The organism is Exilispira thermophila, from assembly GCF_055389015.1.
Genome location: NZ_AP042476.1, coordinates 2,969,771 through 2,995,500 on the forward strand (window position 1 = coordinate 2,969,771; position 25,730 = coordinate 2,995,500).

At 24.1% G+C, this 25,730-nt stretch carries 17 protein-coding genes; 10 read left to right on the forward strand and 7 right to left on the reverse strand.

What is annotated here, in order from left to right; all coding sequences use genetic code 11:
- Positions 1–180: 180 nt before the first annotated feature.
- Positions 181–3,858 (forward strand): hybrid sensor histidine kinase/response regulator, encoded by a 3,678-nt coding sequence (locus ACZ5EC_RS12655; protein WP_464302845.1) that lies wholly within the window; start codon positions 181–183, stop codon positions 3,856–3,858.
- A 145-nt stretch (positions 3,859–4,003) separates the two neighbouring features.
- On the opposite strand, the gene ACZ5EC_RS12660 is transcribed toward ACZ5EC_RS12655, so the two are convergent.
- Positions 4,004–5,206: an ISL3 family transposase gene (locus ACZ5EC_RS12660; RefSeq protein ID WP_464302846.1), complete on the reverse strand. Its 1,203-nt coding sequence runs from the start codon at positions 5,204–5,206 to the stop codon at positions 4,004–4,006.
- Between the two features lie 77 nt (positions 5,207–5,283).
- Between ACZ5EC_RS12660 and ACZ5EC_RS12665 the strand changes: the two genes are divergently transcribed.
- Positions 5,284–5,703: a hypothetical protein gene (locus ACZ5EC_RS12665; protein ID WP_464302847.1), complete on the forward strand. Its 420-nt coding sequence runs from the start codon at positions 5,284–5,286 to the stop codon at positions 5,701–5,703.
- 66 nt (positions 5,704–5,769) lie between these two features.
- On the opposite strand, the gene ACZ5EC_RS12670 is transcribed toward ACZ5EC_RS12665, so the two are convergent.
- Positions 5,770–6,987: an IS256 family transposase gene (locus ACZ5EC_RS12670; RefSeq protein WP_464301859.1), complete on the reverse strand. Its 1,218-nt coding sequence runs from the start codon at positions 6,985–6,987 to the stop codon at positions 5,770–5,772.
- A 326-nt stretch (positions 6,988–7,313) separates the two neighbouring features.
- Between ACZ5EC_RS12670 and ACZ5EC_RS12675 the strand changes: the two genes are divergently transcribed.
- Positions 7,314–7,796, forward strand: coding sequence for a hypothetical protein (locus ACZ5EC_RS12675; RefSeq protein ID WP_464302848.1), 483 nt, complete (start codon positions 7,314–7,316; stop codon positions 7,794–7,796).
- Here ACZ5EC_RS12675 and ACZ5EC_RS12680 read toward each other — a convergent pair.
- A complete protein-coding gene (locus ACZ5EC_RS12680; RefSeq protein WP_464302849.1) occupies positions 7,777–8,862 on the reverse strand; it encodes a hypothetical protein in 1,086 nt (361 codons plus the stop codon). The two genes, ACZ5EC_RS12675 and ACZ5EC_RS12680, sit on opposite strands and share 20 nt — an antisense overlap.
- Before the next feature lie 222 nt (positions 8,863–9,084).
- Here ACZ5EC_RS12680 and ACZ5EC_RS12685 point away from each other — a divergent pair, with 222 nt between their 5' ends.
- From ACZ5EC_RS12685 to ACZ5EC_RS12715, 7 genes are all read left to right on the forward strand, one after another.
- The gene (locus ACZ5EC_RS12685; RefSeq protein ID WP_464302850.1) at positions 9,085–10,446 is read left to right on the forward strand and encodes a M20/M25/M40 family metallo-hydrolase; all 1,362 of its coding nucleotides are present in this window, start codon (positions 9,085–9,087) and stop codon (positions 10,444–10,446) included.
- A gap of 125 nt (positions 10,447–10,571) precedes the next feature.
- Positions 10,572–11,543, forward strand: coding sequence for a hypothetical protein (locus ACZ5EC_RS12690; protein ID WP_464302851.1), 972 nt, complete (start codon positions 10,572–10,574; stop codon positions 11,541–11,543).
- A 77-nt stretch (positions 11,544–11,620) separates the two neighbouring features.
- A complete protein-coding gene (locus ACZ5EC_RS12695; RefSeq protein ID WP_464302852.1) occupies positions 11,621–13,105 on the forward strand; it encodes a YfcC family protein in 1,485 nt (494 codons plus the stop codon).
- A gap of 329 nt (positions 13,106–13,434) precedes the next feature.
- Positions 13,435–16,410: a PEP/pyruvate-binding domain-containing protein gene (locus ACZ5EC_RS12700; RefSeq protein WP_464302853.1), complete on the forward strand. Its 2,976-nt coding sequence runs from the start codon at positions 13,435–13,437 to the stop codon at positions 16,408–16,410.
- A complete protein-coding gene (locus ACZ5EC_RS12705; RefSeq protein ID WP_464302854.1) occupies positions 16,394–17,671 on the forward strand; it encodes a condensation domain-containing protein in 1,278 nt (425 codons plus the stop codon). The genes ACZ5EC_RS12700 and ACZ5EC_RS12705 overlap by 17 nt, the downstream gene beginning before the upstream one ends.
- A 207-nt stretch (positions 17,672–17,878) precedes the next feature.
- Positions 17,879–18,616, forward strand: coding sequence for a hypothetical protein (locus ACZ5EC_RS12710; RefSeq protein WP_464302855.1), 738 nt, complete (start codon positions 17,879–17,881; stop codon positions 18,614–18,616).
- Between the two features lie 24 nt (positions 18,617–18,640).
- Complete coding sequence (locus ACZ5EC_RS12715; protein WP_464302856.1) at positions 18,641–20,026, forward strand: carcinine hydrolase/isopenicillin-N N-acyltransferase family protein; 1,386 nt, start codon at positions 18,641–18,643, stop codon at positions 20,024–20,026.
- Between the two features lie 61 nt (positions 20,027–20,087).
- Here ACZ5EC_RS12715 and ACZ5EC_RS12720 read toward each other — a convergent pair whose 3' ends face one another.
- The 4 genes from ACZ5EC_RS12720 to ACZ5EC_RS12735 form a co-directional block, all read right to left on the reverse strand.
- Complete coding sequence (locus tag ACZ5EC_RS12720; protein WP_464302857.1) at positions 20,088–21,806, reverse strand: FAD-binding oxidoreductase; 1,719 nt, start codon at positions 21,804–21,806, stop codon at positions 20,088–20,090.
- A 130-nt stretch (positions 21,807–21,936) separates the two neighbouring features.
- Entirely contained in the window at positions 21,937–23,490 is a 1,554-nt protein-coding gene (locus ACZ5EC_RS12725) for an FGGY-family carbohydrate kinase (protein WP_464302858.1), read from the reverse strand.
- A 166-nt stretch (positions 23,491–23,656) separates the two neighbouring features.
- Positions 23,657–24,085 (reverse strand): DUF1667 domain-containing protein, encoded by a 429-nt coding sequence (locus ACZ5EC_RS12730; RefSeq protein ID WP_464302859.1) that lies wholly within the window; start codon positions 24,083–24,085, stop codon positions 23,657–23,659.
- Positions 24,086–24,249: 164 nt separating this feature from the next.
- Positions 24,250–25,656, reverse strand: coding sequence for an NAD(P)/FAD-dependent oxidoreductase (locus tag ACZ5EC_RS12735; RefSeq protein ID WP_464302860.1), 1,407 nt, complete (start codon positions 25,654–25,656; stop codon positions 24,250–24,252).
- Positions 25,657–25,730: the final 74 nt, after the last annotated feature.

Here is a 25,730-nt window from a genome sequence, read left to right on the forward strand (position 1 = left end):
GAGTTACATCATATCAGTTACTAGTATGATTTAAATTAATGAAAAATGAAAGATATTGTTAGTTAGTATGTTTTTATTTAATTTAAAAAGAATAGAAATATTATTTTTTTTGAATTATTGTCAATATTGTTTATAATTAAATATATAATTTAAAATATTAAGAATAGAAGAATCTTTAAAATGGATAATAAAAGAAGTTTAGAAAGTTATTTTAGAAAAAAACTCTCTTTTTTATTTTTTATCATTTTTATATTTTTATTCATTTATTTTCTAATGATAATTATTGATTCATATTATTCTTTAAAAAAACAAAAAGAGATATTTTTTAATTATGTTTTAGAAAATTCTATTAATAATTTAAATAAAAAATTGACTGGAATTGAAGTCTCACTTGATTTAAAAATAGAGAAACAATTAAAAATTATTTATAATAATTATAATAAATTAGAAGACAAAGTTTATTTAAATAGTTTAATCGATTCAATGAGAAAAGATTTAGTAATTTTACTTAAAACAATTAATGATGAAATTAATATAAATAGATTTAATTATTATTTTATTACTAAAGAAGGTATAATATATGATACAGACTATGTTACTGATCTTGGTTTTGATATTAGTAAATCTAATATATGGGATAAAATAAAAAATCTTAAAAAAGGGCAGATTTATATATCAACTCTTGGAAGAGAGAAAAAAACAGGTATTCCAAGATTATATGCATATGTTCGTTTATCAGATAATAGAATTTTTGAACTTGGTGTTTCTTTTCTTAATTTTGATAAAATAATTATAGATGAACTCAATAAAGTAAGAATGAAAAATGTTGAGATAAAAAATATTTATATTTCTTCATTTCTAAATTCAAAATTAGATAATAATAAAAAAAATTTTGCTAAAATTGAAAAAGAGCTACTAATAAGATCTGAAAGATATGGGAAAATTGTTGGAAAAAGAGTATCAATTACTGAAACAAATTATTATTATGTTGCATATTCAAAATTCGGAAATAGATATATACGTTTAACAATTTATTCAAAATGTCTTATACATACAGTTAAAAAAATCTTTTTGCTATTTATATTTTTTATTTTGATATTTTTAATATTAAATTACATTATTAAAAAATTTGCTTTTGAGATTTCTAAATGGGTTTCTAACTTAGCAAACCTGTTCCCACAATTTAAATTTGATTCTGAGGAGATAGAGAAGTTAGAGAATTTTAAGAAATCAAATATATTAGAATTAGATAAAATATATGATAATTATGTAGTTCTAGTTAAAGAGATAATTGAGAAACACAATACATTGTTAAGTGAAAAAGAACTTGCTAATAAATTATATCAGGAAGCAAAAGATAATCTTTCACTTTTTGAAAAACTTTCTAAAGTGATTCCTGCTTCTATATTGATTTATAAAAGTGGAGAAATTCTTTTTGTAAGTGAATATACAAAAATTCTTTTTGAAATATCTGAAAAGAAAATTAATAAAGAAGATCTTTTATATTATATAGAAAATGATTATAAAGAGATATTTAATCAAACTATAAATAAAACTTTTGATGACAAAGAATTTAAAAGTGGAAAAATTATACAAATTGTTACTAAAAAAGGTAAACAAAAATGGGTTAAATTTATTAGTTTAAAAATAAAAGAGGAAAAAGAACCTTCTTTCTTATTAATATTTTTTGATATTAATGATTTAAAACAAAAAGAATTAGAACTTTTACAATCTTATGAAAAAATAAGAAAATTCAATGATGATATCTTTAAAATAACTAAATTGACTGGCAAAGTAATTTCAAATCTTGATCTTTCATTGAAAGATACTTTAAAACAGGCATTCAGGACAATTTTTAACATTGTTGATGAAGCTGATTATGGATCTTTACAAATACTCATGAAAGATAAAGCATATTTTATAGATGCTATAGGTCATGATTTAAACATTTTAAAAAATATTATGTTTTCAGAAGAAGAGTTGTTGATACTGGATCCTGATAAAATACATATTATTGAGAATATAACTAATTTTTCTGAAAGAATTAATAGAGATAAAAAAAGGTTAGATCTTTTACAAAAAGCATCAAAACCAATTAAATATACTTTGGTACTGTTTTTAAAATCGGAAAGTGGTGTTACTGGAGCTATTAATCTGGATATAGCATCAGAAAGTGGCAAAAAATTTTCAGAAAGATCTATAAATATAGCAAAGTTTTTTAAAGATTTGTTAACTCTTTATTTACAGGTAATTGAGAACAGTGAAAAATTGAAATTAATTCTTTATTCTATTAGTGATGGAATAATTGTTACAAATACAAAAAATAATATTATTCTAAGTAATAGAAAATTATTAGAATTATTTAATTTAAAAGAAGAAAAGATTAGATTTAAAAATATAAAATATTTATTAAAAAAACTAAATATTGATTCTATTTATAAAAAATTAGTTAATAATGATTATGGTGAAAAAGTAAAAATTGAAAATATTGATGATTTTCTAAATGATTTTGAAGGAGAATATGAATTTTATATATTAGACAGTAACAAGAAGAGGAAAATATATTTTTTTAATAAGAATTGCTACTATGATGAGAATGGGATTTTATTAGGGAATGTAATAACTATAAAGGATATTACAAAAGAAATTGAATTAAATAGACAACTTATACAATCACAAAAATTAGAAACAGTTGGACAACTTACAGGGGGGATTTCTCATGATTTTAATAATATGTTGGGTGCTATATTGGGAAGTAGTGAACTTATAAAATTAAATTTACAGAAGTTAAATTTTACAAAATCAGATCAAAAAGAAAGTTTAGAATATGTTGAAATGATTATTAATAAAACTTTACAGGGTAAAAATTTTATTAGAAAACTTTTAGATTTTTCTAAAACATCTGAAATTCAACAAAATATTATAGATCTACATGAATTATTAATAGGTGTTGTAGAAATTACAAAAAGAAGTATTAGAAAAACTACTAAATTGAATCTTAAATTAAATGCAAAAAAATTTTGCATAAAAGGGGATAGAGCACTTATTGAAAATGTATTTCTTAATATGATTCTAAATTCTGATCAAGCTATTGAGAAAAAAAATGGAAAAATTGAAATTGAAACAGAAAATGTAAATTTAGAAAAAGGTGAAATTGAAAATACAGTTATTTATGAAAATAATAAAAATTATATAAAAATTATAATTTCTGATAATGGGAAAGGGATTAAAAAAGAATATTTAAATAAAATTTTTGACCCTTTTTTTACTACTAAAGAGAAAGGGAAAGGTACAGGATTAGGGCTTTCTATGGTTTATCAAACAATTAAAAATCATAATGGATATATTAAAGTTGAATCAGCTTTAGGCAAAGGGACGACTTTTTTTATCTATCTGCCTATAGTAGAAGAAAATATTGAAAAAGAGAAGGAGAAGAAGGGGAATAATGGATTGAAGATTAATATTGAAAAAAAGTTTGATGGGGAAGTTTTAGTTGTTGATGATGAAAAAGAGATAAGAGATGTATTAAAATCAATTTTAGAGAAGATGGGGTTTACAGTATTAGTTGCTAATAATGGAGTTAAAGCAACAAAAATATTTAAAGAAAAAATAAAAAATAAAGAAAAAATTGAATTTGTTCTGCTTGATCTTTTAATGCCAGAAATGGATGGAAAAGAAACTTTTTATATTTTAAAGCAAATTGATCCAGATGTAAAAGTGATAATTTCTTCTGGGTATTCAGGCATGATTAATTTACAGGAACTATTAAATGATGGAGTTAAGGAGATTCTTTTTAAACCTTATAAGATTGAAGAAATAATTAATAAAATTCAAAAGATTGTTCAAGTTAAAAATTAAGAATATATAAAAAAATTAGATCATAAATTACAAAAAAAATTAGATTATAAAGTATAAAAAAGTTATATTTCAAAGTATAAAAAATGTCTTATGATATAAAAAAAGAAAAAAAATATGGTTCTCTTTCATAATGTATGGATAGTTATTATAAATCACCTGCAATTTGTAATATTTTTAATTTAAGATAATTATTATCTTTATAACCATATCCTCTCTTTAATAATGTTTTTATTACATTATTTAATCCTTCCGCTTTACTATTTGATATTGGATATTTAAACCAATTTAATAATTTATCTATTCTCTTTTCTATCTTCTTTGCAAATCTTTTTAAATATTTATATTCACTTGATAATACCATATTCAACCAGTTTAATAGCATCTTTAAAGCTTCTTTTAATGTATATATCCTGCCAAATATAGATAAAAAATCCTCTTTCATAAGATATATTTCATATAATGGTTTATTTAATCTCTTTAATTTTTCTATGTATTGCTTGCCATTTAAGTCTAATTTTGAATATCTTTTTAATATTATCCATCTCATATGTTTCTTAATAAATAACCCTTCTTTGAATGATAATTGTTTTTGATAAGCTCTTCTTTCTTCTTCTATTGCTTTATTTAATAACCTTGATATATGAAATTTATCAAATACTATACTAACTTTCCCATTAAAATAATTATTTATTGCACTTTCATAAGGTTTCCATAAATCCATTGTTACTACTTGAAGGTTTTCAATTCTTTTACTTAAACTTTCTAATCCTCTAATACAATCACTGTGTTTTCTTCCTTTTTCTAACCAGATAACTTTTGACCTTTCATTATCTATAAATACTGTAAAATATTTATGTCCCTTTTTATATGATACTTCATCTATACTCATTTTATTTACTTCTGGCAATTTAGAAAGATGTGTTTCAAATTTCTTAGATAGCATATTTTTATCAATCCTATAAATACTTGATTCTGATATACCTGTTATTTGTGATATTGATTTGTTATCTAACTTTTTGCTATATCTTAATATTTCTTCCCCTAAATATATTGAATAAGTTTTTTTAGAGTCAGTAAAATCAAGTTTTTCAGTTAATACTTTGTTACATTTTTTACAGTTTACTCTTCTTAATTTAAATTTTAAATAAATAATTCTTCCCAACAAAAATCCTATTTTAATTTCTCTATATTTTGAATCATAAATACTACATTCTGTTCTGCATATTGGACAAATAGGTTTATTTTTATGATTAACTTCAATAATAATTTTATTTTCAATTAATTTTATGTTATCAAATAAAAATCCTTGAATTTTAAATAAAACTGTTATAATTTTTTCTAGTATCATTTTTTTTCTCCCTGTACTATTTTTTTTTAGTATGGGGAGAAATTATTTTTTTTAAACTTTTTTTTTATCCACTCATTTTGAAATTGAACCAAAAATATAAAAATCTAGTAACATTTTTCTTATCAGATTTTATTTTTGTTAATGGAGCTCTTTTTATAGTTTTAAATAAATTTAGTTTAATAAAGCTATACAAATTAAGTCCATTGATTTATCCCTTATATATTGCAATTATTATTGTTGCTATTTCTGAGGTTCAAATAATAATTGATGCTTATAATCTATTTATAAAAAAAAAGATAGGATATTATACATCTATAGCTTCAAATATTATAAAAGATAAAAATATTTCTCAAGAAATTATAGATGATGCTATTTTTCAAGATCTTAAATCTATTTTTACAGATGATTATATTTACAAACTTTTGTTCTTTATAAGTTTTCTTTTTTTAAATGGTACTGTTAGTATTTTTGGGTTATTCAAAAGGTTATGTCAATAAAAATGTGTAAATTAGTTATAATTCTAGAATTATAACTAATTTCGCCTCCCGATGAAAATATTGACATTAACCATAAATTTTTTTTAGCATTAAGTCAAGCTCATATTTTGCCTGACCAAACCCCCTTAATATTCTTTCTTCCCATCTATTTTCATAATCTTTTAATATTAAAAATAATAGTTTCTCTGCTGATTCAACTGTTGGAAAACTATTCTTCCCTTTTATTCTTTTCCTTACTTCTTCATTCAACCTTTCTATCCAGTTTGTTGTATAGATCTGTTTTCTTATGCTTTCTGGAAATTCATAAAATGTTAACATATAATCCAATACTTCTTCTAAATCATTAACTAACTTCTTATACTTCCTTCCCCATTTTATTTTAAATTGTTCAAAATAAACTAGTGCTTCTTCTTTCCTAGTTTGACTATAGACTTTTTTAAAATCCAATAATATTTCTCCTCTATCTCTTACCCTTACTCTTGTTGATATGTTCCTGCTTAAATGATATATACATCTTTGTATTTTTGATTTTGGGAAATTGTTGCTTATTACTTCTTCTATTCCACTTAATCCATCTGTTACAAACAACAATACTTTTTTTACTCCTCTTGTTTTTATATCTTCAAATATTTCATTGTAAAAGCTTGAACTCTCTGTTGGATTTATGTAAAATCCTAATATCTCTCTTTTCCCTTTTACATTTACTCCTAATAAAAAATAGATTGCTTCTTTGGATACCGTATCTCTCCTTATGTTTACATGCATTGCATCTATAAATATTACATAATAACTTTCTTCTAATTTCCTGTTTTTAAATCCTTCTATATCTTTTTTTACTTTCTCCGTTATATTCGATATCGTTTCTTTACTATATTTCATCCCATATATATCTTTTATATGTTCTGATATATCAGCTGTAGATAATCCTTTTGCATACAATTTTATTATTGTATCATCTATATTTTCAAGTCTTCTCTTATATCTTTCCAATATTGCAGGATAAAAACCATTCCTTGCTCTTGGTACTTCTAAGTTAATAATTTTTCCATGACTTGTGTCTAAATCTCTGTACCTTTTACCATTTCTGTAATTTTCTTTTTCTGTTTCTCTATCATATTTTTTAAATCCTAATACAGTATCTATTTCATTTGTCATTAAACTTTCATATCCATATTTTAATATAGATAACATTAATTCTTTTGTTTTATCAGGATTTTTAATAAATTCTTCTAAAACCCCTTGACTTTCTAAAAATTTAGCTAATTCTTTACCTAAATTGTTCATTTTTTTGCCTCCTGATGATTTGTTTTTTTATACATATTTTTTCATCGGGAGGCAATATTTTTTATTTATTTGCTTTAAGCAAACTTTTTCTGCCTTTTACACACTTTTATTTATAGCATGTATCAAAATTTGGTCAAATAATATGGCCTTTAATTGATTTTGTTGTAAAAACATTTGTAATTATTTCTTTTTTAATAATCATTTTTAATGTTAAGAAATTATCTAATAAAACCGATGAAAAAAAATTTATATTTAAAAAACAATTTTATGATTATGCAAATAAATGGTTTTTTGAATATATAAAAAAAAGGGATCAAATTTGTGTTATGTGTTCAAAAATACCTTATTATCCGAATAATGAAAAAAATTATTTATCAAAGTTTAACAATGATTTTAAATTTTCTTTTGAAAATATAAAGGGTGTAATAAAGAGGATATACCATCCTTTCTCCTTTTATGAAGGTTTATTTAAATTTTTAGAATCAACTTCATTTGGTTTTTGTATTAAATGCTATAGTCAGGTTATGTTGGAACCAGGTTTTACGAATAAATACTCTGATGAAGCAAAGAATTTTGTAGATAATTATTTTTTAAAATATTTTGGAAAAGAACTTTATATATCTATGGAGTCACTAAATAAAAAACTAAAGCAAAAAAAAATTAAATTTAATGTTAGATTAAAAGATATAAAAGAGATAGGGGATTATTATAAAGCTTTATATAATGATGAACTTGTTCAAAAACCTGAAAAGTTAAAAATGTTTGAACATATGATATGGGAAGATATTCTTAAAAAGTATAATCTATAAGTTCCATAATTAATTTAAACTTATTTATGTTTTTTTCATTGGTACTTTCAATAATATTTTCTAAAAAATTATTCCATATATTATCAGGTATTTTTTTTATGAAAGCAAGTTTTTTATGTTGATATCCTGCTTGAGTAGATATTTCCCATTCATATAAAATTGGATATTTCAGGTTAAATAATGTAAATTTTAATTCAGGGATATAAAGTTGATACATACCTGAAGCTTTTAATTCAAAATACTTTTTTTCTATATTCTTAATATCAACTGTATTTTGATCAAAATTTTTTAAATAAAATATTAGAGAATTATTAATTGATTTATTCTGATTCTTAATCAAATTAAGAATGTTTTTTTTATCAGGAATATTATTTTCTTCTTCTTTTTTTTTGTTATTTAAGTTACTATGGTTTTTATCTATGTTACTATTTTTATTATCCAAATTAAATTTTTTATATTCTATTTTTTTAAGTGATTTAATATATGATTTAGATGAAATAAAATAGTAAAAATTATTGATTTTTACAGATTTTGTATTCAAATTAAAAAAGAAGAGGGAATACCAGAAATCTGATGCAATGGGAAATAAAAATCCAGGTAAAATTTTGTAATTTATCTTTATCTCTTTTTTAGAAGTCTCTGGAGGGGTTGATTCATATTTATAACTAGTTGAAAGACCTGAAATAGTTTTTCTATCAATATCATTTTTTATTTTATAAGTATAAACAATTTTATAAATATTGTTTCCATCAATATTAGAATAAACTTTAGAATTAAAATCAAGTAATGTGAGAGCATTATTATCAATTGTCATTTCAGATATTATAATTGATTTGTCCGGGGTATAATTGATATATTCAATAACTGTATTTTCTTTTGACAATTTTTTAATATAAAAGATTACAATGTTTTCCTGTTCATCAAATCCAAGATATACAAACATTAGATTTTCAAATTTTTTATTTAAAGAAAATTTAAAGGGCTTTGATTTTGCTGAAATTAAAATAGTAAAAATAAAAGAGATAACTAAAATAGTTATGAGCTTTTTAAATTTATTTTTTTTCATATTAATTATTTATATAACAAAAAATTAAATTTACAAATTAATGATATGAAAAATGTTTTTTTAGAAAGTAATGATGTGTGTTTAATTCTATATTATTGCTATATAATAATTATTGCTATATTAAATTTTTATTTTAATAATAAAAAAATTAATCTTTATTAAATTTAAATTTTGAGTAAAATTGTTTTATAAATAAACAAAGAAATAAAGGAGATAAAATCAATGGAGAAAAAAGATTATAAAGATTCTGTTGAAAGATTTCAAAAAGCGATAAGGATTGATACAATTTCTTATTCTGAGAAAGATAAAATTGATTATGAAAAATTCAAAAAATATATAGAATTAATTAAGTTTTCCTATAAATTAGTTCATCAACATTTAGATCTAACAATGATAAATGAATACAACTTTTTATATGAATGGAAGGGAAAAAATGAAAAGTTAAAACCAATTTTATTAATGGCACATTATGATGTTGTTCCAGTTGAAGATGAATCTAAATGGGTACATCCTCCCTTTTCTGGAGACTTTGATGGTAAATTTATCTGGGGAAGAGGTAGTCAGGATGATAAATTATCTATGATAGGAATTTTAGAAAGTGTTGAAGCTTTGCTTAAAGAAGAATTTGTTCCAGAAAGAACTGTATATCTTGCGTTTGGTCATGATGAAGAAATTGGAGGTTATTCAGGTGCCAAATTAATTAAACAATATTTTGTTAAAAAAAAGATTATTTTTGAGTATGTTATTGATGAAGGTTCCATCATTGCAAAAGGGATGTTTCCTGGAATTGAAAAACCAATTGCATTAATTGGAGTTGCAGAGAAAGGGCATGTTAATATTGAAATTTCTGTTAAGGGTACTGGAGGACATGCTTCTATGCCACCAAAGCATACAGCTGCTGGAAAAATTGCAAAGATTGTTACATTAATTGAAGATAACCCCATGTCTGCAAGAATAACTAATACTTTAAAGAACATGCTTTATGTATTAGGTGATTATTCTTCATTTGCAAAAAAAGTTATATTTAAAAATTCAGATTTATTTAAAAATTTGATTTTAAAATTTTTCTCAAATTCCCCTACAACAAATGCTCTTGTAAGAACAACAACAGCAGTAACAATGTTAAAAGGTTCCTCTAAAGAGAATATTTTACCACAATCTTCATATGCAAGGGTAAATATCAGGCTATTGTATCCAGATACTGTAAAAAGTGTAATTGAAAGATTAAGAAAGATTACAAAAAAAGTTGTTAAAAATGAAGATGAATTTGATATTAGAATAGTTGATGAAGAGGATATAAGTGAAGCTTCAAAAGAAGCAGATTTAAATTCTATTGGCTATAAGGCAATAAAAGAAATTGTAGAGAAAATGGTTAAAGATGTTATTGTTTCACCTTTTATTGTTGTAGGTGCTACTGATTCCAGATATTATGATGATATAGCTGATAATGTTTTTAAATTTATGCCAGTTGTTATGGAAAAGGATGACTTTAAAATGATACATGGAAATAATGAGAAAGTTAAAATTGAGGATTTTATAAATGTAATAAGATTTTATAAAGAGCTAATAAAAATGACTTGTTAAGACAAAAATGTTAAAAAAAAGTATAAAAGATACATAAGAGTTAATAAAGATTATATAAAAATTATTAGATAAATTAATATAAGAGTTATTTAATAATAAAATAGTAGATTTTTAAGGAAAGATGAATGGATAAAAAACAGATTAATAAAATATTAACATTAATTTTATTAATTTGTATTTTAATTTTTATTGTTTCCTGTGATGATTCTAATTTTGTTTTTTGTAAGAATGGTAATAACAAATTGTTTATTGAAAAAAATATTAATGTTAAATATATTAAAAATTTCGTTGAAAACTATCCTGATATTGTAAAAAATTTTTATGAGAGAAATGGTTTTTTAAAAAATGTTAATGTTTTAAATGAAAATCTTTATCTATATATCTTTAAAAAAACATTCAAAGCATTAAATCCAAAGGATCCAGTTATTATCAATAATACTAAGGAACTTCAAAAGAGGTTTGGTTTATTTCTGGGATATTTAGAAGATAGTAAATTTACAGAAGATAGGTTTGTTGGCGCTTTTTATACACCTAATCTAAATTCTGTTTTTTTAAAGACTGATCAGGCAATTCCACTTTCAATGGATTTAATTGTGGAATTAAATCATCATTTTGTTTTTAAAAATCAACCTGAAAAAGTTACAAATTATCAGTTACGTTCTGTTTTTGGATTTAATATAAAACCTGAAGATTATGATGTAGAAACTGCAAATTATTTATATATTATTGATGATTCTATTACAAATTTTTTTAGTGCTTATAATTTTATCAATAATCAAATGATTATTACTGATAAAGGGATAGCAGAGCTTAAAAGATATTTAAGAAATTATTTAATGGATGAAAATTTTAAAAAGGATAAAAATTTAAAATGGGTTTTGAAATTTGGAAATTATGGTTATGGGGAAGGAACATTTTTGTATGAATATAGTTTTATCCTTTTTGTATTGGATACATTTGGTTATGATTATTATAAAAATATGATTAAATTTCTTTACAATGAAAAATATAATACAATAGATAATATGTCATTAAAAGTTTTTGGTATCTCTTTTGATGAATTAATTAATAAATGGAGTAAGTATAAAGAATATTGAAACATTAATTTATTGAAATATAAGCTTTATGTTTTATTGATAAAATAAATTAAAAATATCTAAAAGAGGATTAATCTATGTCAAAAAAAAAAGAAAATACAAAAACTAATAGCAACTATACCTTAAAAATAGGAAAAAAAGCTTTTTTTCAGGCTTTTTTTATAATATTATTCCTAATGATTATTTCAGGTATATTAACTCAAATTGTCCCTTCAGGTGAATACCAGAGGATAAAAAAAGGGGAAATAGAAGTTGTTGATCCAGCCAGTTTCCATTTTGTTGAAAAACAAAAATTTCCAGTTTATAGATGGTTTAGCGCTCCTATTGAAGTATTATGGGGTCCAGATAGTTTAACAATAATTACTATAATTTTATTAATAATTTTTATTGGTGGAGCTTTTACAATACTTGATCATGCTGGGGTTTTGAAAGCGATTCTTGCAAAAATTGTTATAAAATACTCCAATCAAAGATTTTTATTAATGGCTTTAGTAATGTTTTTCTTTATGTTTGCAGGTGCATTTCTGGGAATATATGAAGCTTTGGTCCCTTTAATTGTTATGATAGTACCCCTTGCACACATGTTTGGATGGGATTCTCTTGTAGGATTGGGAATGAGTTTATTATCAGTTGGCTTTGGATTTTCAGCTGCTGTTTCAAATCCATTTACAATAGGGATAGCTCAACAGATTGCAAAATTACCTCTATTTTCGGGTGCATGGTTTAGAATAATATTTTTTATTCTGGTATATATTATTTTATTTCTATTTGTAAAAAATTATGCCAAAAAAATTGAGAAAAATCCTGAAAAATCTCTGGTTTATGAAGAAGATCTTGAGTTAAAAAAGGAGTTTACAAAGGATCAGGTAAATATTGATATTGAACTTGCTAAATCAAAACATATGAAAGCAGCAATTTTATGGTTTAGTATTTCTATAATAATAGCTATTTTATTTGTTTTTATTAGCGCAAGAATAGATGCTATTTCTTTTTTAGCTTTTCCAGTTATGGGTTTTTTATTCCTTATTGGTGGTATTGGTGCAGGAATTCTGGCAAAAATGCCTTTGAAAAAAATTACTAAAAGTTTTGTTAAAGGATTTATTGGGATCCTACCTGGAATTGTATTAATACTTATGGCTATGAGTGTTAAATACATTATATCAAATGGTGGTATAATGGATACTATCCTGTATTATGCATCTTTATATATTTCCAAAACATCAAAATTTATTGCAGCTTTTTTAATGTATATGTTAACAATGTTTTTAAATTTTTTTATAGGTTCTGCTTCTGCAAAATCATTTTTAATGATGCCTATTTTAGCACCTCTTGCTGATATTGTCCATTTAACAAGACAAACAGCTGTTTTAGCATTTGATTTTGGTGATGGATTTACAAATCTTTTGTATCCAACAAATGCTCTTTTATTAATAGGTCTTGGTTTTACAGTTGTTAGTTATCCAAAATGGTTAAAATGGGTTATTAAAATTCAAGCTATTATATTTATAATTACTTTAATATTTTTGTATATTGCTGTTAAAATAAATTTTGGCCCATATTAGTATTTTTAGTAATTCTTTAAAAAATTAAAACAAAAAATTCTTGTTGTTTAATTTATTTTTGACTATTATCCATTCTATTTAATATAATATTTAATGTAATACTTTTAATCAAAATTAAACTTTATTTTATCTTTCGCTTATCATTCTTAATCTAATTATTTATAATTTGAATTTAATTTAATAAAATTCAAGATAAATAAATCCAATTGAAATTTAGTGATTATAACTTATTATTTAATAAAATTGTATCAATTATAAAAAATAGTTAGAATTTATTGTAAATTAGTTTTTTTGTACTTTGTCTTTTTTATATTTTAAAGGAATAGTATATGGAAGTAAAAGAACTTTATCATTATTATAACAAATTTAGATATGGTGGAGAAATATTCCACAAATTAATGAAATTTAGAGTTAAAAACATTCTTCTTGTTTCTACATTTTATGATGCATTCATTTTTGAAGAAGATGGTAGATTATCAGATCAAATTTTTGGAGAATATCATAAATTAAATTTATCTCTCTTACCAGAGATAAATGCAGTGCCAACCGGTGAAGAAGCTTTAAAAAAAATAGATGAAAATGATTATGACCTTGTTATTACAACCATGAGAATTGGAGAAATTACTCCATTCAAAATGGCAGACAAGATTAAGGAAAAATATCCAGACGTTGCTATAATTCTTCTTTTAAATTCCAGAAGTGATATTGATTATATTAATAAGAATAGAAAATTATTAACATCAATTGATGATGTTTTTTTATGGAATGGTGATTCTCATATTTTTCTGGCTATATTAAAATATGTTGAAGATAAAAAAAATATTGATTATGATACTAAAAAAGGGCTTGTAAGGGTAATTCTGGTAGTAGAAGATAGTATTTATTATTATTCAAAATTTTTGCCAATACTTTATAAAAGACTTGTAGCTCAAACTCAGAAATTAATATCGGAAGAGTTAAATGATATACAGAAAAATTATAGAATGAGAACAATCCCTAAAGTGATCCTTGTTCATGATTATGAAAGCGCTATTAATATTTGTAAAAGGTATAGAGATTACATTTTATGTGTAGTCTCAGATGTCAGGTATCCTGTAAATAACCAACTTAATGATAATGCAGGATTTATGTTAACCAATTTTATCAGGGAACGGGGTTGTGGATTTCCAATAATATTATTATCTTCAAATAAAGAACATAAAACAAAAGCTGATAAACTGAATGTAAAGTTTCTTCATAAATTTTCAAAATCATTATTACAGGACCTGGATTTATTTATTAGAGATTATCTTGGTTTTGGTGATTTTATTTTCAGGAATAGCAAAGGGGAAGAAATTGATAGAGTATCGAATTTAATTGAATTCGAACAAAAATTAAAAAACATAAACTCTGATTCTCTTTTATATCATACAAAAAGAAATGATTTTTCAGCATGGTTAATTGCAAGGGGGGAAATACTGGTTGCTCAAAAAATTAGGCCTTTAACAGTTAATGATTTTGGAAGTATTGAAGAGGTTAGAGAATTTTTAGTAAATGTTTTTAAAGAAATAAGGATGCAGAAGATTAAAGGTAGAATTGTTGATTTTGATATGAGTAGAGGCTTTACTGACAATGAACTTGTTAGAATGGTAGAGGGGTCTCTTGGTGGTAAAGGACGGGGTATTGCATTTTTAAATGCTTTATTTACTACTATGGAACTTGAAGATAAATTTGAAAATGTTAAAATAAAAATCCCATTTACAGCTTTTATAGGAACAGGGGAATTTGACCAATTTCTTGTGCAAAATAATTTAAAAGAAAAGTTACTTGTAGAAGAATTGAGTGATGACAAAATTAAAAAAATGTTTCTTAATGGAAAATTATCAGAAAATCTTTGTGAAAAGTTAAAGATTTTTATTAAAAATGTTAAAACACCAATTACTGTAAGATCTTCAGGATTGCTGGAAGATTCAGTTTCGCAACCTTTTGCTGGTATTTATGAAACTTTTATGTTACCAAATAATAATCCTGATGATAATGTGAGACTTAAACACTTAAAAGATGCTATAAAGCTTGTTTTTTCTTCTGTATTTTTGAAAAATACAAAACAATATATGAAGTCAAGCAATTTTAGACTTGAAGAAGAGAAAATGGCAGTGATAATTCAAACGGTTGTTGGGCGTCAACATGGAAAAAGGTATTATCCAGATATTTCAGGAGTTGCTCAATCTTACAATTTTTATCCAACTTCTTATTTAAAACCAGAGGATGGGACATGTTATCTTGCTCTAGGATTAGGGCAATGGGTAGTGAATGGAGAAAATTCTTTTAGATTTTGTCCAAAATATCCCAAACTTTTAACATTAGCTCCTGAAGATATAGTAAAAAATTCACAAACAGAATTTTTTACTTTATGTCTTGATAACAGTAAATTTGACCTTACAAAGGGGGAAGATGCAACATTAAAGAGGCTTCCACTTGAAGAAGCAGAAAAAGACAATACTCTCAATCATATTGTTTCATATTGGGACCCTGTAGATTTCAGGTTAAGAGATGGGGGAAAGTATCCTGGTCAAAAAGTTTTAACTTTTGCTGATGTGGTTAAATATAATATATTTCCACTTTCTGATGTTTTAAATTTTATTCTTGAAATAGGTAAAATTGCTCTTGGTCTTCCAGTTGAAATTGAATTTGCTATTACTTTAGAAGAAGATAAATATTATAACATAAATGCTAAGTTTTATGTATTACAAATTAGACCAATTTCAACATTTGAAACAAAATCAAATATGGTTAAAGATCAACCAGATATTAAAAAACATTTTCTTTATTCGACTAAAGCTATGGGGAATGGTATTATTCAAGATACCCGTTATATTGTTATGGTTAAAAATAAAGAATTTGATAATACAATAACTTTAGAAATAAAAGAGCAAATTAAAATAATTAATAAGCTAATGGAAGAAAAAGGGGAAAGATATATTTTAATAGGTCCTGGAAGGTGGGGATCTCGGGATAGATTCTTAGGTATTCCTATACGCTGGGCAGATATTAGCATGGTATCAACAATTGTAGAAATAGAACTTGAAGATTTTAAAGTTGATGCTTCTCAGGGAACACATTTTTTCCATAACCTTATTTCTTCAAATATTGGGTATTTTTATATCCCTTTTAATAAAAAGGATAATTTTATTGACTTTGAATGGATTAATTCATTAGAGATTGAAAAAGAATTTAAAAATATTATTATTTTTAAGAGTAAAAAACCATTAATAATTAAAATGTTTGGTAAAGAAGGGGTAGCTTATATTGAAAAGCTGGTTTAAACTTGATAATGCTGCAACAATATTTCCTTCTGTTATTTCTGAGAAAGATCCAAATGTCTTTAGAATTTCTGTTACTTTAAAAGAAATTGTATATTATGATGCTTTAAAAGAAGCTTTGAACAAAGCTATTAAAAAGTTTCATTATTTCCAGGTGTTTTTAAAAAAAGGTTTTTTCTGGTATTATTTTGAACGCACAGATAGATTACCTTTTCCAGAACCTGAATTTTGTTACCCATGTAGAGATTTAAAAATAAGAAAAAATAGATTTCTTTTTAGAATTATCCCCTATAAAAACAGAATTTCCATAGAAACAACTCATGCTTTAACAGATGGATTTGGAGCTCTCGTTTTTTTGAAGGCGATAGTTATTGAATATTTAAACATTATGCATGGTCCTTTTGATAATTATGAAAATGAGATTTATAATTTTAACATTGATAATGAAGATGAGTTTTTAGATCCTTTTAAAAGATTTAAAAATATTACTAAAAGAAAACCAGAAAAAAAGGATAGAGGATGGAAACTTCCTTTTAAAGTAGTTAAACCTTTTTTCTATTATATAACTCAAATTTTGCTTGATACAAAAGAGGTAAAAAATGTAGCTAAAAGTTTTAAAGGGACAATAAATGATTTTTTAGTAACAAATTTTATATATTCTTTCCAGCAAATTTATAGAAGTTTACCACCTAAATATAGAAAGCATGATAAATATAAAATAAGAGCTGTAGTTCCTGTAAATTTAAGACAATTTTATAAATCAGATTCTTTTAAAAATTTTGCTTTTATTGTTTCTCCTGCAATTGACCCTGCATTAGGAGAATACAGTTTTGAAGAGATTTTTAAAATTGTTCATCATTTTATTAGACTTCATGCTAATAATAAGGATTTTCTACCAGAATTAACAAGAAATGTAAATTCTCAATATAACCCTATTGTTAGAGGGATGCCACTTTTAATAAAAGATTTTGTATTAAAAATTGCATATGGAATTTTTGCAGACAAACCTTTTACATCTTCAATGTCAAACCTTGGAAGTGTTAAAATAGATGAAAGGATGAAAAAATATATAAAAAATTTTGATTTTATACCTGCCCCTGCTATTGGTACAAAAATTGGAGCTGGTGTTATTGGTTTTGAAAATATTTTATCTATAAATTTTGGTAGAATTTATCATTCTACAATTTATGAAAGGGTATTTATTGATAATTTAAAGAAATTTGGATTGAATATTGAGATTAATACAAATTATGAATATAGTTAATAATACATTATTAATTAAATACTATAAATTAAATTGTATTTTTATTGCTAAATATAATTTAATTTTTTAAATATTATTTTTATAAACAAATGTAAATTTTATTAATTAACAATATTTTTAGAATTTAATATAAATTATTAAAAAGATTAAAAAATCATTAAAAAAATTATTGTTTACTATAATAAAATAAGATTGGGAGATTCAGCTATGGCTTATTGTCCAGTTTGTAAAATTAAAGTTAATAATTCATTTACAAAATGTCCTATATGTGGGCATGAACTTGTAAAAGAAATTAATATTACTGAAGATGAAAAATTGTTCCCTGATAAAAAAAGAGAAAAAGTTGAACATGATGAAGAAATAATTATTGAAGAAAGGAAAAAAAATGCTTTAAGTTTAAGGCTTTTCTGGTTATTTACTTCAGTTATATTCTTAATTGCTTTTTCTATTATATTAATTATAGAATTTAGATTTATTGGTAAAACTTCCTGGACAAAATATCCTTTAGCATCAATTGTATTTGCATGGCTTTTGTTAACTTCAATTATTTATTATTATAAAAAACCTTTTGTAGTTGGCGTCCAAACCCTTTTTGAAATACTTTTATTTTTATTTGTAATGGATCTATTTGATAAAAGTGATAATTGGTTTTTTACTCTTGGTTTACCTGCTACTTTGCTTTTTTATATTTGTACAGGGTTATTTGTTTTTATTTCACGAAAATCAAAAGAAAAAGGGTGGAATATTATTGCTTATTTTTTCCTATTCATAAGTATTTTTAGTCTTGGTCTTGATTTTTTAATAAATTTTTATGTTTTGAAAAAAGTTATATTAAACTGGTCTTTAATTGTAGCTTCAATATTAGTTCCTTTTGCTCTTTTGTTTTTGTATATGCATTTTAAATTAAAAAAAAGATTAAAATATAAAAGATTTTTTCATATATAAATAACTACTTGTATAGGGGAAAAAATGTGTGATTCAATGGGGTTTATTAATAAAAATACAGGTTTTAGAATTTTTGCTAAAAATTCAGATAGAGAACCTGTTGAACTTCAGGTATTGCAATTAAAAAATTGCATATTTAATGATCAAAAAAAAGTTGGTAGTAATAATTTTAATAATTACAATTATTTAAATAATGAATATCTTACTGATTTTAATAAATTTTATAAATTTATTTTAGATAATGAACTTGGATTTAAAAAAGATAAATATTTAAAAAACAACTTAAAAATTCTTCATGAAGCATTAAAAAAGTATAATAATAATTATAAAGTTTTATTGTCCCAACCCAACTGGTTATGGGGTGCTGAGATGGGAGTAAATGAATATGGTGTTGCAATAGGGAATGAGGCAGTTTTTTCATTTGAGAAACTTCCAGAAGATGGACTTATAGGGATGGACATTTTAAGAATAATGTTGCAAAATGCAAAAACAGCAGAAGAAGCATTGAAAATCGGAATTGATTTAATTGAAAATTATGTCCAGGGAGGATCAGGTGGTTTTAAACACAATATGAAATACCATAATTCATATTTAATTCAAGATTTCAATAGTTTATATGTTTTTGAAACTTCTGGAAAACATTGGGCATATAAAATGATAGATAAAGGAGTATTAACAATTTCAAATTCTTATACAATTAAAAAAGATTTTAATAAAGTAGATGAAAATACATTAAAAAATAAAAAATTTAAAAAATCTTTATCTTTTAAAGATACTTATGAGATTAAGTTATTTGATTTGGTTGCAAAAGGGGATTTGAGACATAATTATACTAATGATTTTATAAAATATAACTATTTTGAAAATGAAAACAAAAACGATATTACTTCAGTTTTTAAATTGTTAAGATCTCATGTTGACGATGTAAAACTATTTTATAAAAAAGGTAAAAATAATAATTATTCAAACATAAAGAGAACAAAATTAAAGAATTCAATGGCACAAATTTGTGTCCACTCAAAATTGGTTGATTCTGAAACAACTTCATCAATGGTTGTTCAATATATAGATAATGCTGATTTTCATAAAGAAAAGCAATTTTTAGTATGGTTTACAGGTTCTAAAAATCCATGTGTTTCGTTGTTTAAACCAGTGCTTTTTGATGATAGTTTACAACATTATTTTAAAAAAGAGTATTTTGAAAAAAATTATGAAATTTCAAATATGTTAATAAAAAACTATAATATATTTTTAGATAACATAAAAGAAGTTCGGGATAGTTATGAGAAAAGATATATCAATATGGTGGAAAACTATATTAATTCACCTTATCAAAAAGAAAAATTTAATTCAAAAGTATTTGAAATGGAAACAGAATATTTAAATAAAATAAAAAATATATTAAAATAGAAAATCTATTAAAATAACCTAAATAAATATTGCATAGATAATATTGATTTAATGAATTTATTTATCCATTTTTTTTAAAATCATTTATAAATCCATCAAAGCCCAATGTACCCCCTGGATTAAATATGTTATTTGGATCAAAATGATTTTTTAACACTTTATATATTTCATATTGATTTTTACCAATTTGTTTTTCAAGCCATGGTGCAAAAAGTTTTCCAATTCCATGGTGATGACTCATTGTTGCACCTGATTCTTGAATAGTTTGTAATATACCAGCATGAAATTTTTCAAACCCTTCCATTTCAAATTTACCTATAAATATAAAATAAAGGTTCCCTCCCTGTGGATATAAATGTGACATATGGCTCATACAAATAGTTTGAGGTCGTGATTTAATGAAATTTCTTACTTTTGTGTGAATATGTTCAAGATTTTCCCAGTTTATAGAACATTCAAGTGTATCTATTATTATCCCATAATCCATTAAATCTTCTCTTAGGTATGGATCACGAAACCTATCTTTTTCCCATTCTTTTGCTACCAGTCCTGTTGTATACATTGCATTATATTTTTTACAAATCCTTTTAACATTTTTTTTAACCATTTTTGTATAATCTTTTGAACCATCAGATGTTCCTAAAAATAAACATCTTTCCCCTTTTTTATAACCTTTTATTGAAATAATTTTATCTAAAATAGTTCCTTCAACATTATAAAGTTTTAGAGCAACATCTGTTTCTTCAGGATCTGATAATCTGCATACAGATGGGAATCCTGATTCTGATTGCATGATTTCACGCAATGCATTCTTTGCATCATCCCATGTTTTGAATATAAAACTAAAATATTTTCTGTTTTCTGGCATATACCTGAAAATTTTAAGAGTAACTTCTGTAAGGACTCCAAAAGTTCCTTCACTCCCCATCATTATCTGATCAATGTCAGGGCCTGTTGCATCAGCAGGGAATTCTAAAGTTTTTATAACCCCTTTTTCAGTGATATATTCCTGTGCAATTACAATATGTTCGATTTTTCCATAGTAAGTTGAATTTTGTCCTGCTCCTTTTGTTACCACCCATCCACCAACAGTTGAATATTCAAAAGATTGTGGAAAATGGCCACATGTATAGTTATGTTTTGTATTAAATAATTCTTTTGCATTATTAAGTGATTTTTCAAGTGTTGGTCCATCAATTCCTGGTTGTACAGTTACAGTTTGATTAAGTTCATTAACCTTCAATATTTTATTAAAATTTTTTCTTAAATCTAAAGTTATACCACCTTTAACAGGTTCTACACCTCTTGTAACAGAGGAACCTCCTCCAAATACATAAATATTAATGTTGTTATCATTACAGTAAGTGACTATTTTATAAATTTCTTCTTTATTTGAAGGATAAAGAACTATATCAGGAAGATTTTCAAGTATTTTGTTTCTTAATCTAAAAAGGTCTATCATTGTTTTTCCGTAAGCTACAGATGCTCTTACATAAGTATCAGTTGAAACATTATCATCACCTAAAAGGTTTTTAAAGAAATTGATATGATGTTCATCTAATTTTACCGGAATTTCAGTATCAATTTCATCAAGACCTAAATTTATAGGTTTTTCAAAATCTTTATCAGTTAAATTAAAAGTTTTTTTCATAAGTTTAAAAAGCTCATAATTTGGATGCTTATATTCATCTTTTGCACCCCATTTAAAAATTGATCTGTATGATTTAGGAGGTAATACCCCTTCAAACCATTCTGGTTCAAACCTTTTCTTTCTTTTCACTTTAAATTCTCCTTATTCTGATTTTATATTTAAATATATTTATTTGTTAATTTATTTAATTGTTAATTTATATTTTAATATCTTTATTTGTTCATTTTTTTATTTGTTAATTTATAGTGTAATTATTGATTTATACAATTTCTGGATAACCAGTTATGGCTCTTATCTCTTTGTAAAGCTTTTGAAGTTTTTTATAAATTTTTACATAAATTTTGTTATAAATTTTATGATAAATTTCAACATTTTCAGCAATTGGTTTGAATTCTTTTTGATATTTTACCATATTTTTAATTGCATCATTTATTGTTGAATAAAACCCAAGACCGGTAAAAGTAATAATAGCAGCACCAAGACCTGAGGTTTCAAAGGTTTGCCCTCTTAAAATTGGTTGGTTAAAAATATCTGCTGTAATCTGACATATTTGCTCACTTTGAGAAGCGCCACCAGAAACAGTAATAAGGTTAATTTTAGTTTTAGATGCTTTTTCAATTTTGTGTTTCCCTTCAAGCAAAGCATATGCAAGTCCTTCAATTACAGCTTTATAAACATGACCTTTTTTATGAGCATCCCCAAACCCTAAAATAACCCCTTTTGCTGAAGGTGTTTTTAAACCAGCGGTCCAGTACGGTTGAACAACCAATCCAAGAGAACCTGCAGGTATTTCTTTTAAATATTCATTTAAAACTTCCTCTGCTGAAATTCCTCTTTTTTTAGCTTCAAGTACTTCTTTATACCCAAATTCCTCTTTAAACCATTTAATCATCCAGTATCCTCTAAAAATTTCAACTTCAGGGTTATAATATCCTTTTATACCAGCAGGGTATGCAGGCATAAACTTAATTGGTTCAAAATATTTTGAAGAAGTTGTTTGAATTGTTGCAGTTGTTCCAAAACTAAGACTTGCTTTTGATTGATTTATAACTCCCATACCTATTGTTTCACAACCTTTATCAGATCCAGTTGCAATAACAGGCAACCCTTTTTTTAATCCAGTTTCTGTAGCTGCTTTATCAGTTATATATCCAATAATTTTACCTGGTTCAATGAGTTCTGGTAATTTTTCTTTTTCTATTGGAAAAAGTTTATAATTTAGCTCTTGAGTATTACACCATCTTAGTTTTTTATAACTAAAAGGGATATGCCCTATTTGAGAAGCTATTGAATCTTTAAAATTTCCAGTTAGTTTAAAATTTAAATATCCTGAAATTTGCAAAACCTTATAAATTTTTTCCCAATTTTCAGGTTCATTTTGCTTAACCCAATTTGTTTTTCCGTCTATCTGTGTTATCATTATAGCTTCTTTTAATCCTGTAATTGATAGAGCAAGGTTCATAAAAATATCAGGTTTGTAAACAGGTTTTGCTTTTCTCTGGTCTAACCATAAAATAGTATCTCTAACAGGTTTTCCTTTAGAGTCAACAAAAGTTAATGAATCTCTTTGTGTTGTGATCCCTATACCTTCAATTTTAGAAAAAATATCTGGTTTGTGCTTTTTAATCTCATTTAGAGCGATAAGTAAACTATTATAATAATTTTCTGGATTTTTTTCTGCATATCCTGGTTTTTTACTATAATAAGGTTCATATTCAATCTTGGATTTTACTATTAATTCCCCTTTATTGTTAAAGATTAATGCTCTTAAACTTTGAGTACCACAATCTATTGATAAAACATATTTATTCATTTTACTATCTCCTTTAAGTTGTCTTAATTTTATTAATAATCTTTTAATATTTTTTTATTTATTTGCTTTAAGCAACCTTTTTTCTCTTTTACACACTTTTATTTATAGCATGGTTGTTTAAGGCTTATTATTTAATATTTATTTAATTATATTTATTTATTATTTATTATTTATTGTTTATTGTTTTACTATTGATATCATCAATATTGGATGTAGCTACTAAATTAACATTACTTCCAAGAATGTTTTTTTTAACAATTTCACCTATTTTAACCCTTTTTTTCACTATAATTTTGTTTATAACATCCATGTATTTAAAAATCATTTTCAATGGAACTTCTTTATCAGTTTTAACTGGTAATCGTGGGAATTCAGGAAAGATTGTTGCAACTGTTGTAGTTATAATTCTTTGAGGATTTATAATTTCATTTTTAACGTATTCTTCCCCTTTAGGACATTTATTCCCAGAAATTTCAATTATTTTAAAATTAGTCATTTTAGATTTATTATTGTTATCATTTAATTCAAGTTTCACATTGATATTACAGCCTAGAGGACATTGAATACATATAAATTTTTTTTCAATAAATTTCATTTTCTATTATCTCCAGAATAGTAAATTATTTTTAATCTTATATATTATTTAATAAAACCTATTTCTCTTTATAAAAGATATTTTATCATGTTTTTTTTATTTACATGATTATATACTTATATTTTTGTTTTTTACTTTATATTCTAATATTGATTTTGTAATCTTTATATTAAATCAAAATAGATAAAATTACATTCAGGTGGTAATTTTTCAATTGATAATTCAATTCTTTCCATTTCAGGTGGTTTTAATTTTAAAAATCTTTTTTTAAATAAAATTTTATTATTATCAGTTTTAATTACCAGAGTTTTATTTTTATAAATTTCTTTACTTCTGAAAAAAAATGGAAATTTTTCTTTGATATCTAAATTTATTTTTTGGGGAACAACATATAATATTTTATCAGAGAATTTAATATCAACAACTTTCCTTTTTAACTTAACATCTTCATAATTATCTATATTGTTTTCAGCAATACAATATTTAGCAGCATGAAATCCTGCAATTTCTGCACTTTCAGTAACATAATCAACTAAATCATTTACATGAAGGCTATTACCGCATGAGAAAAGTCCTGGAATTTCTGTCATTAAGGTTTGGTCAACAACAGGTCCCTTTGTAACATTGGAAAGGGTTACTCCTAAATTGTCAAGTATATCATTTTCAGGTATCAAACCTACTGATAAAATCAATGTATCACATTTTACAATTTGTTCTGTTTTGGTTATTGGTTGTAAATTTTCATCAGTATTACATATTGAAACAGCTTCAACTCTATTTTTACCATGAATTTTTGTAACTGTTTTACCAAGGTGTAAAGGGATATTATAGTCATTAAGACATTGCACTATATTTCTGGTTAATCCTGATGGTTCATGTTTAATTTCATAAACACCAATTACATTGGCACCTTCTAAAGTTAATCTCCTTGCCATTATTAATCCAATATCACCTGACCCAAGAATTACAATATCTTTTCCTGGAAGATATCCCTGAATATTAATAAAGTATTGTGCTAAACCCGCAGTATAAACACCAGCAGGTCTTGTTCCATGTAAAAAAATCTGTTTTGAAGTTCTTTCTCTGCATCCTGTAGCCATTATAAGTGCAAAGCTATAAATAGTAAATATCCCTTTTTGTTTATTTACAGCAGTTAATTTAAAAAGATTGTTTTTATAACTTACAATATTATTTTTAATATTATTTTTAATATTATTTTTAAATTCAACTGTTTTATTTTTGTTTAAAAAATTTGGTTTATTTTTGAATTTGCTGGATTCAGAAAAAGAAATTTTTTCAATTTCAAGTACAAAAGTTTCTTTAAAAATATCAATATTCTGGTTTTTAACTTTTTCAATAAAAATATTTGCATATTCAGGACCTGTTAATTTTTTTTTGAATTTAATAATTCCAAATCCATCATGTATACATTGTTTTAATATTCCTCCAAGTTTATTTTCCCTTTCAATAATTGCTATATTGTCAATATTTTTGTTTGCTTCAATTGCTGCAGCCAATCCTGCTGGTCCTCCACCAATTACAACTACATTATAAAAATATGTATTATCCATTTATTACCTCTTAATTGATTAAAGTTATTATATAAATATTGTATTGTTCAGAAATATTTATCTCTTTTTATATT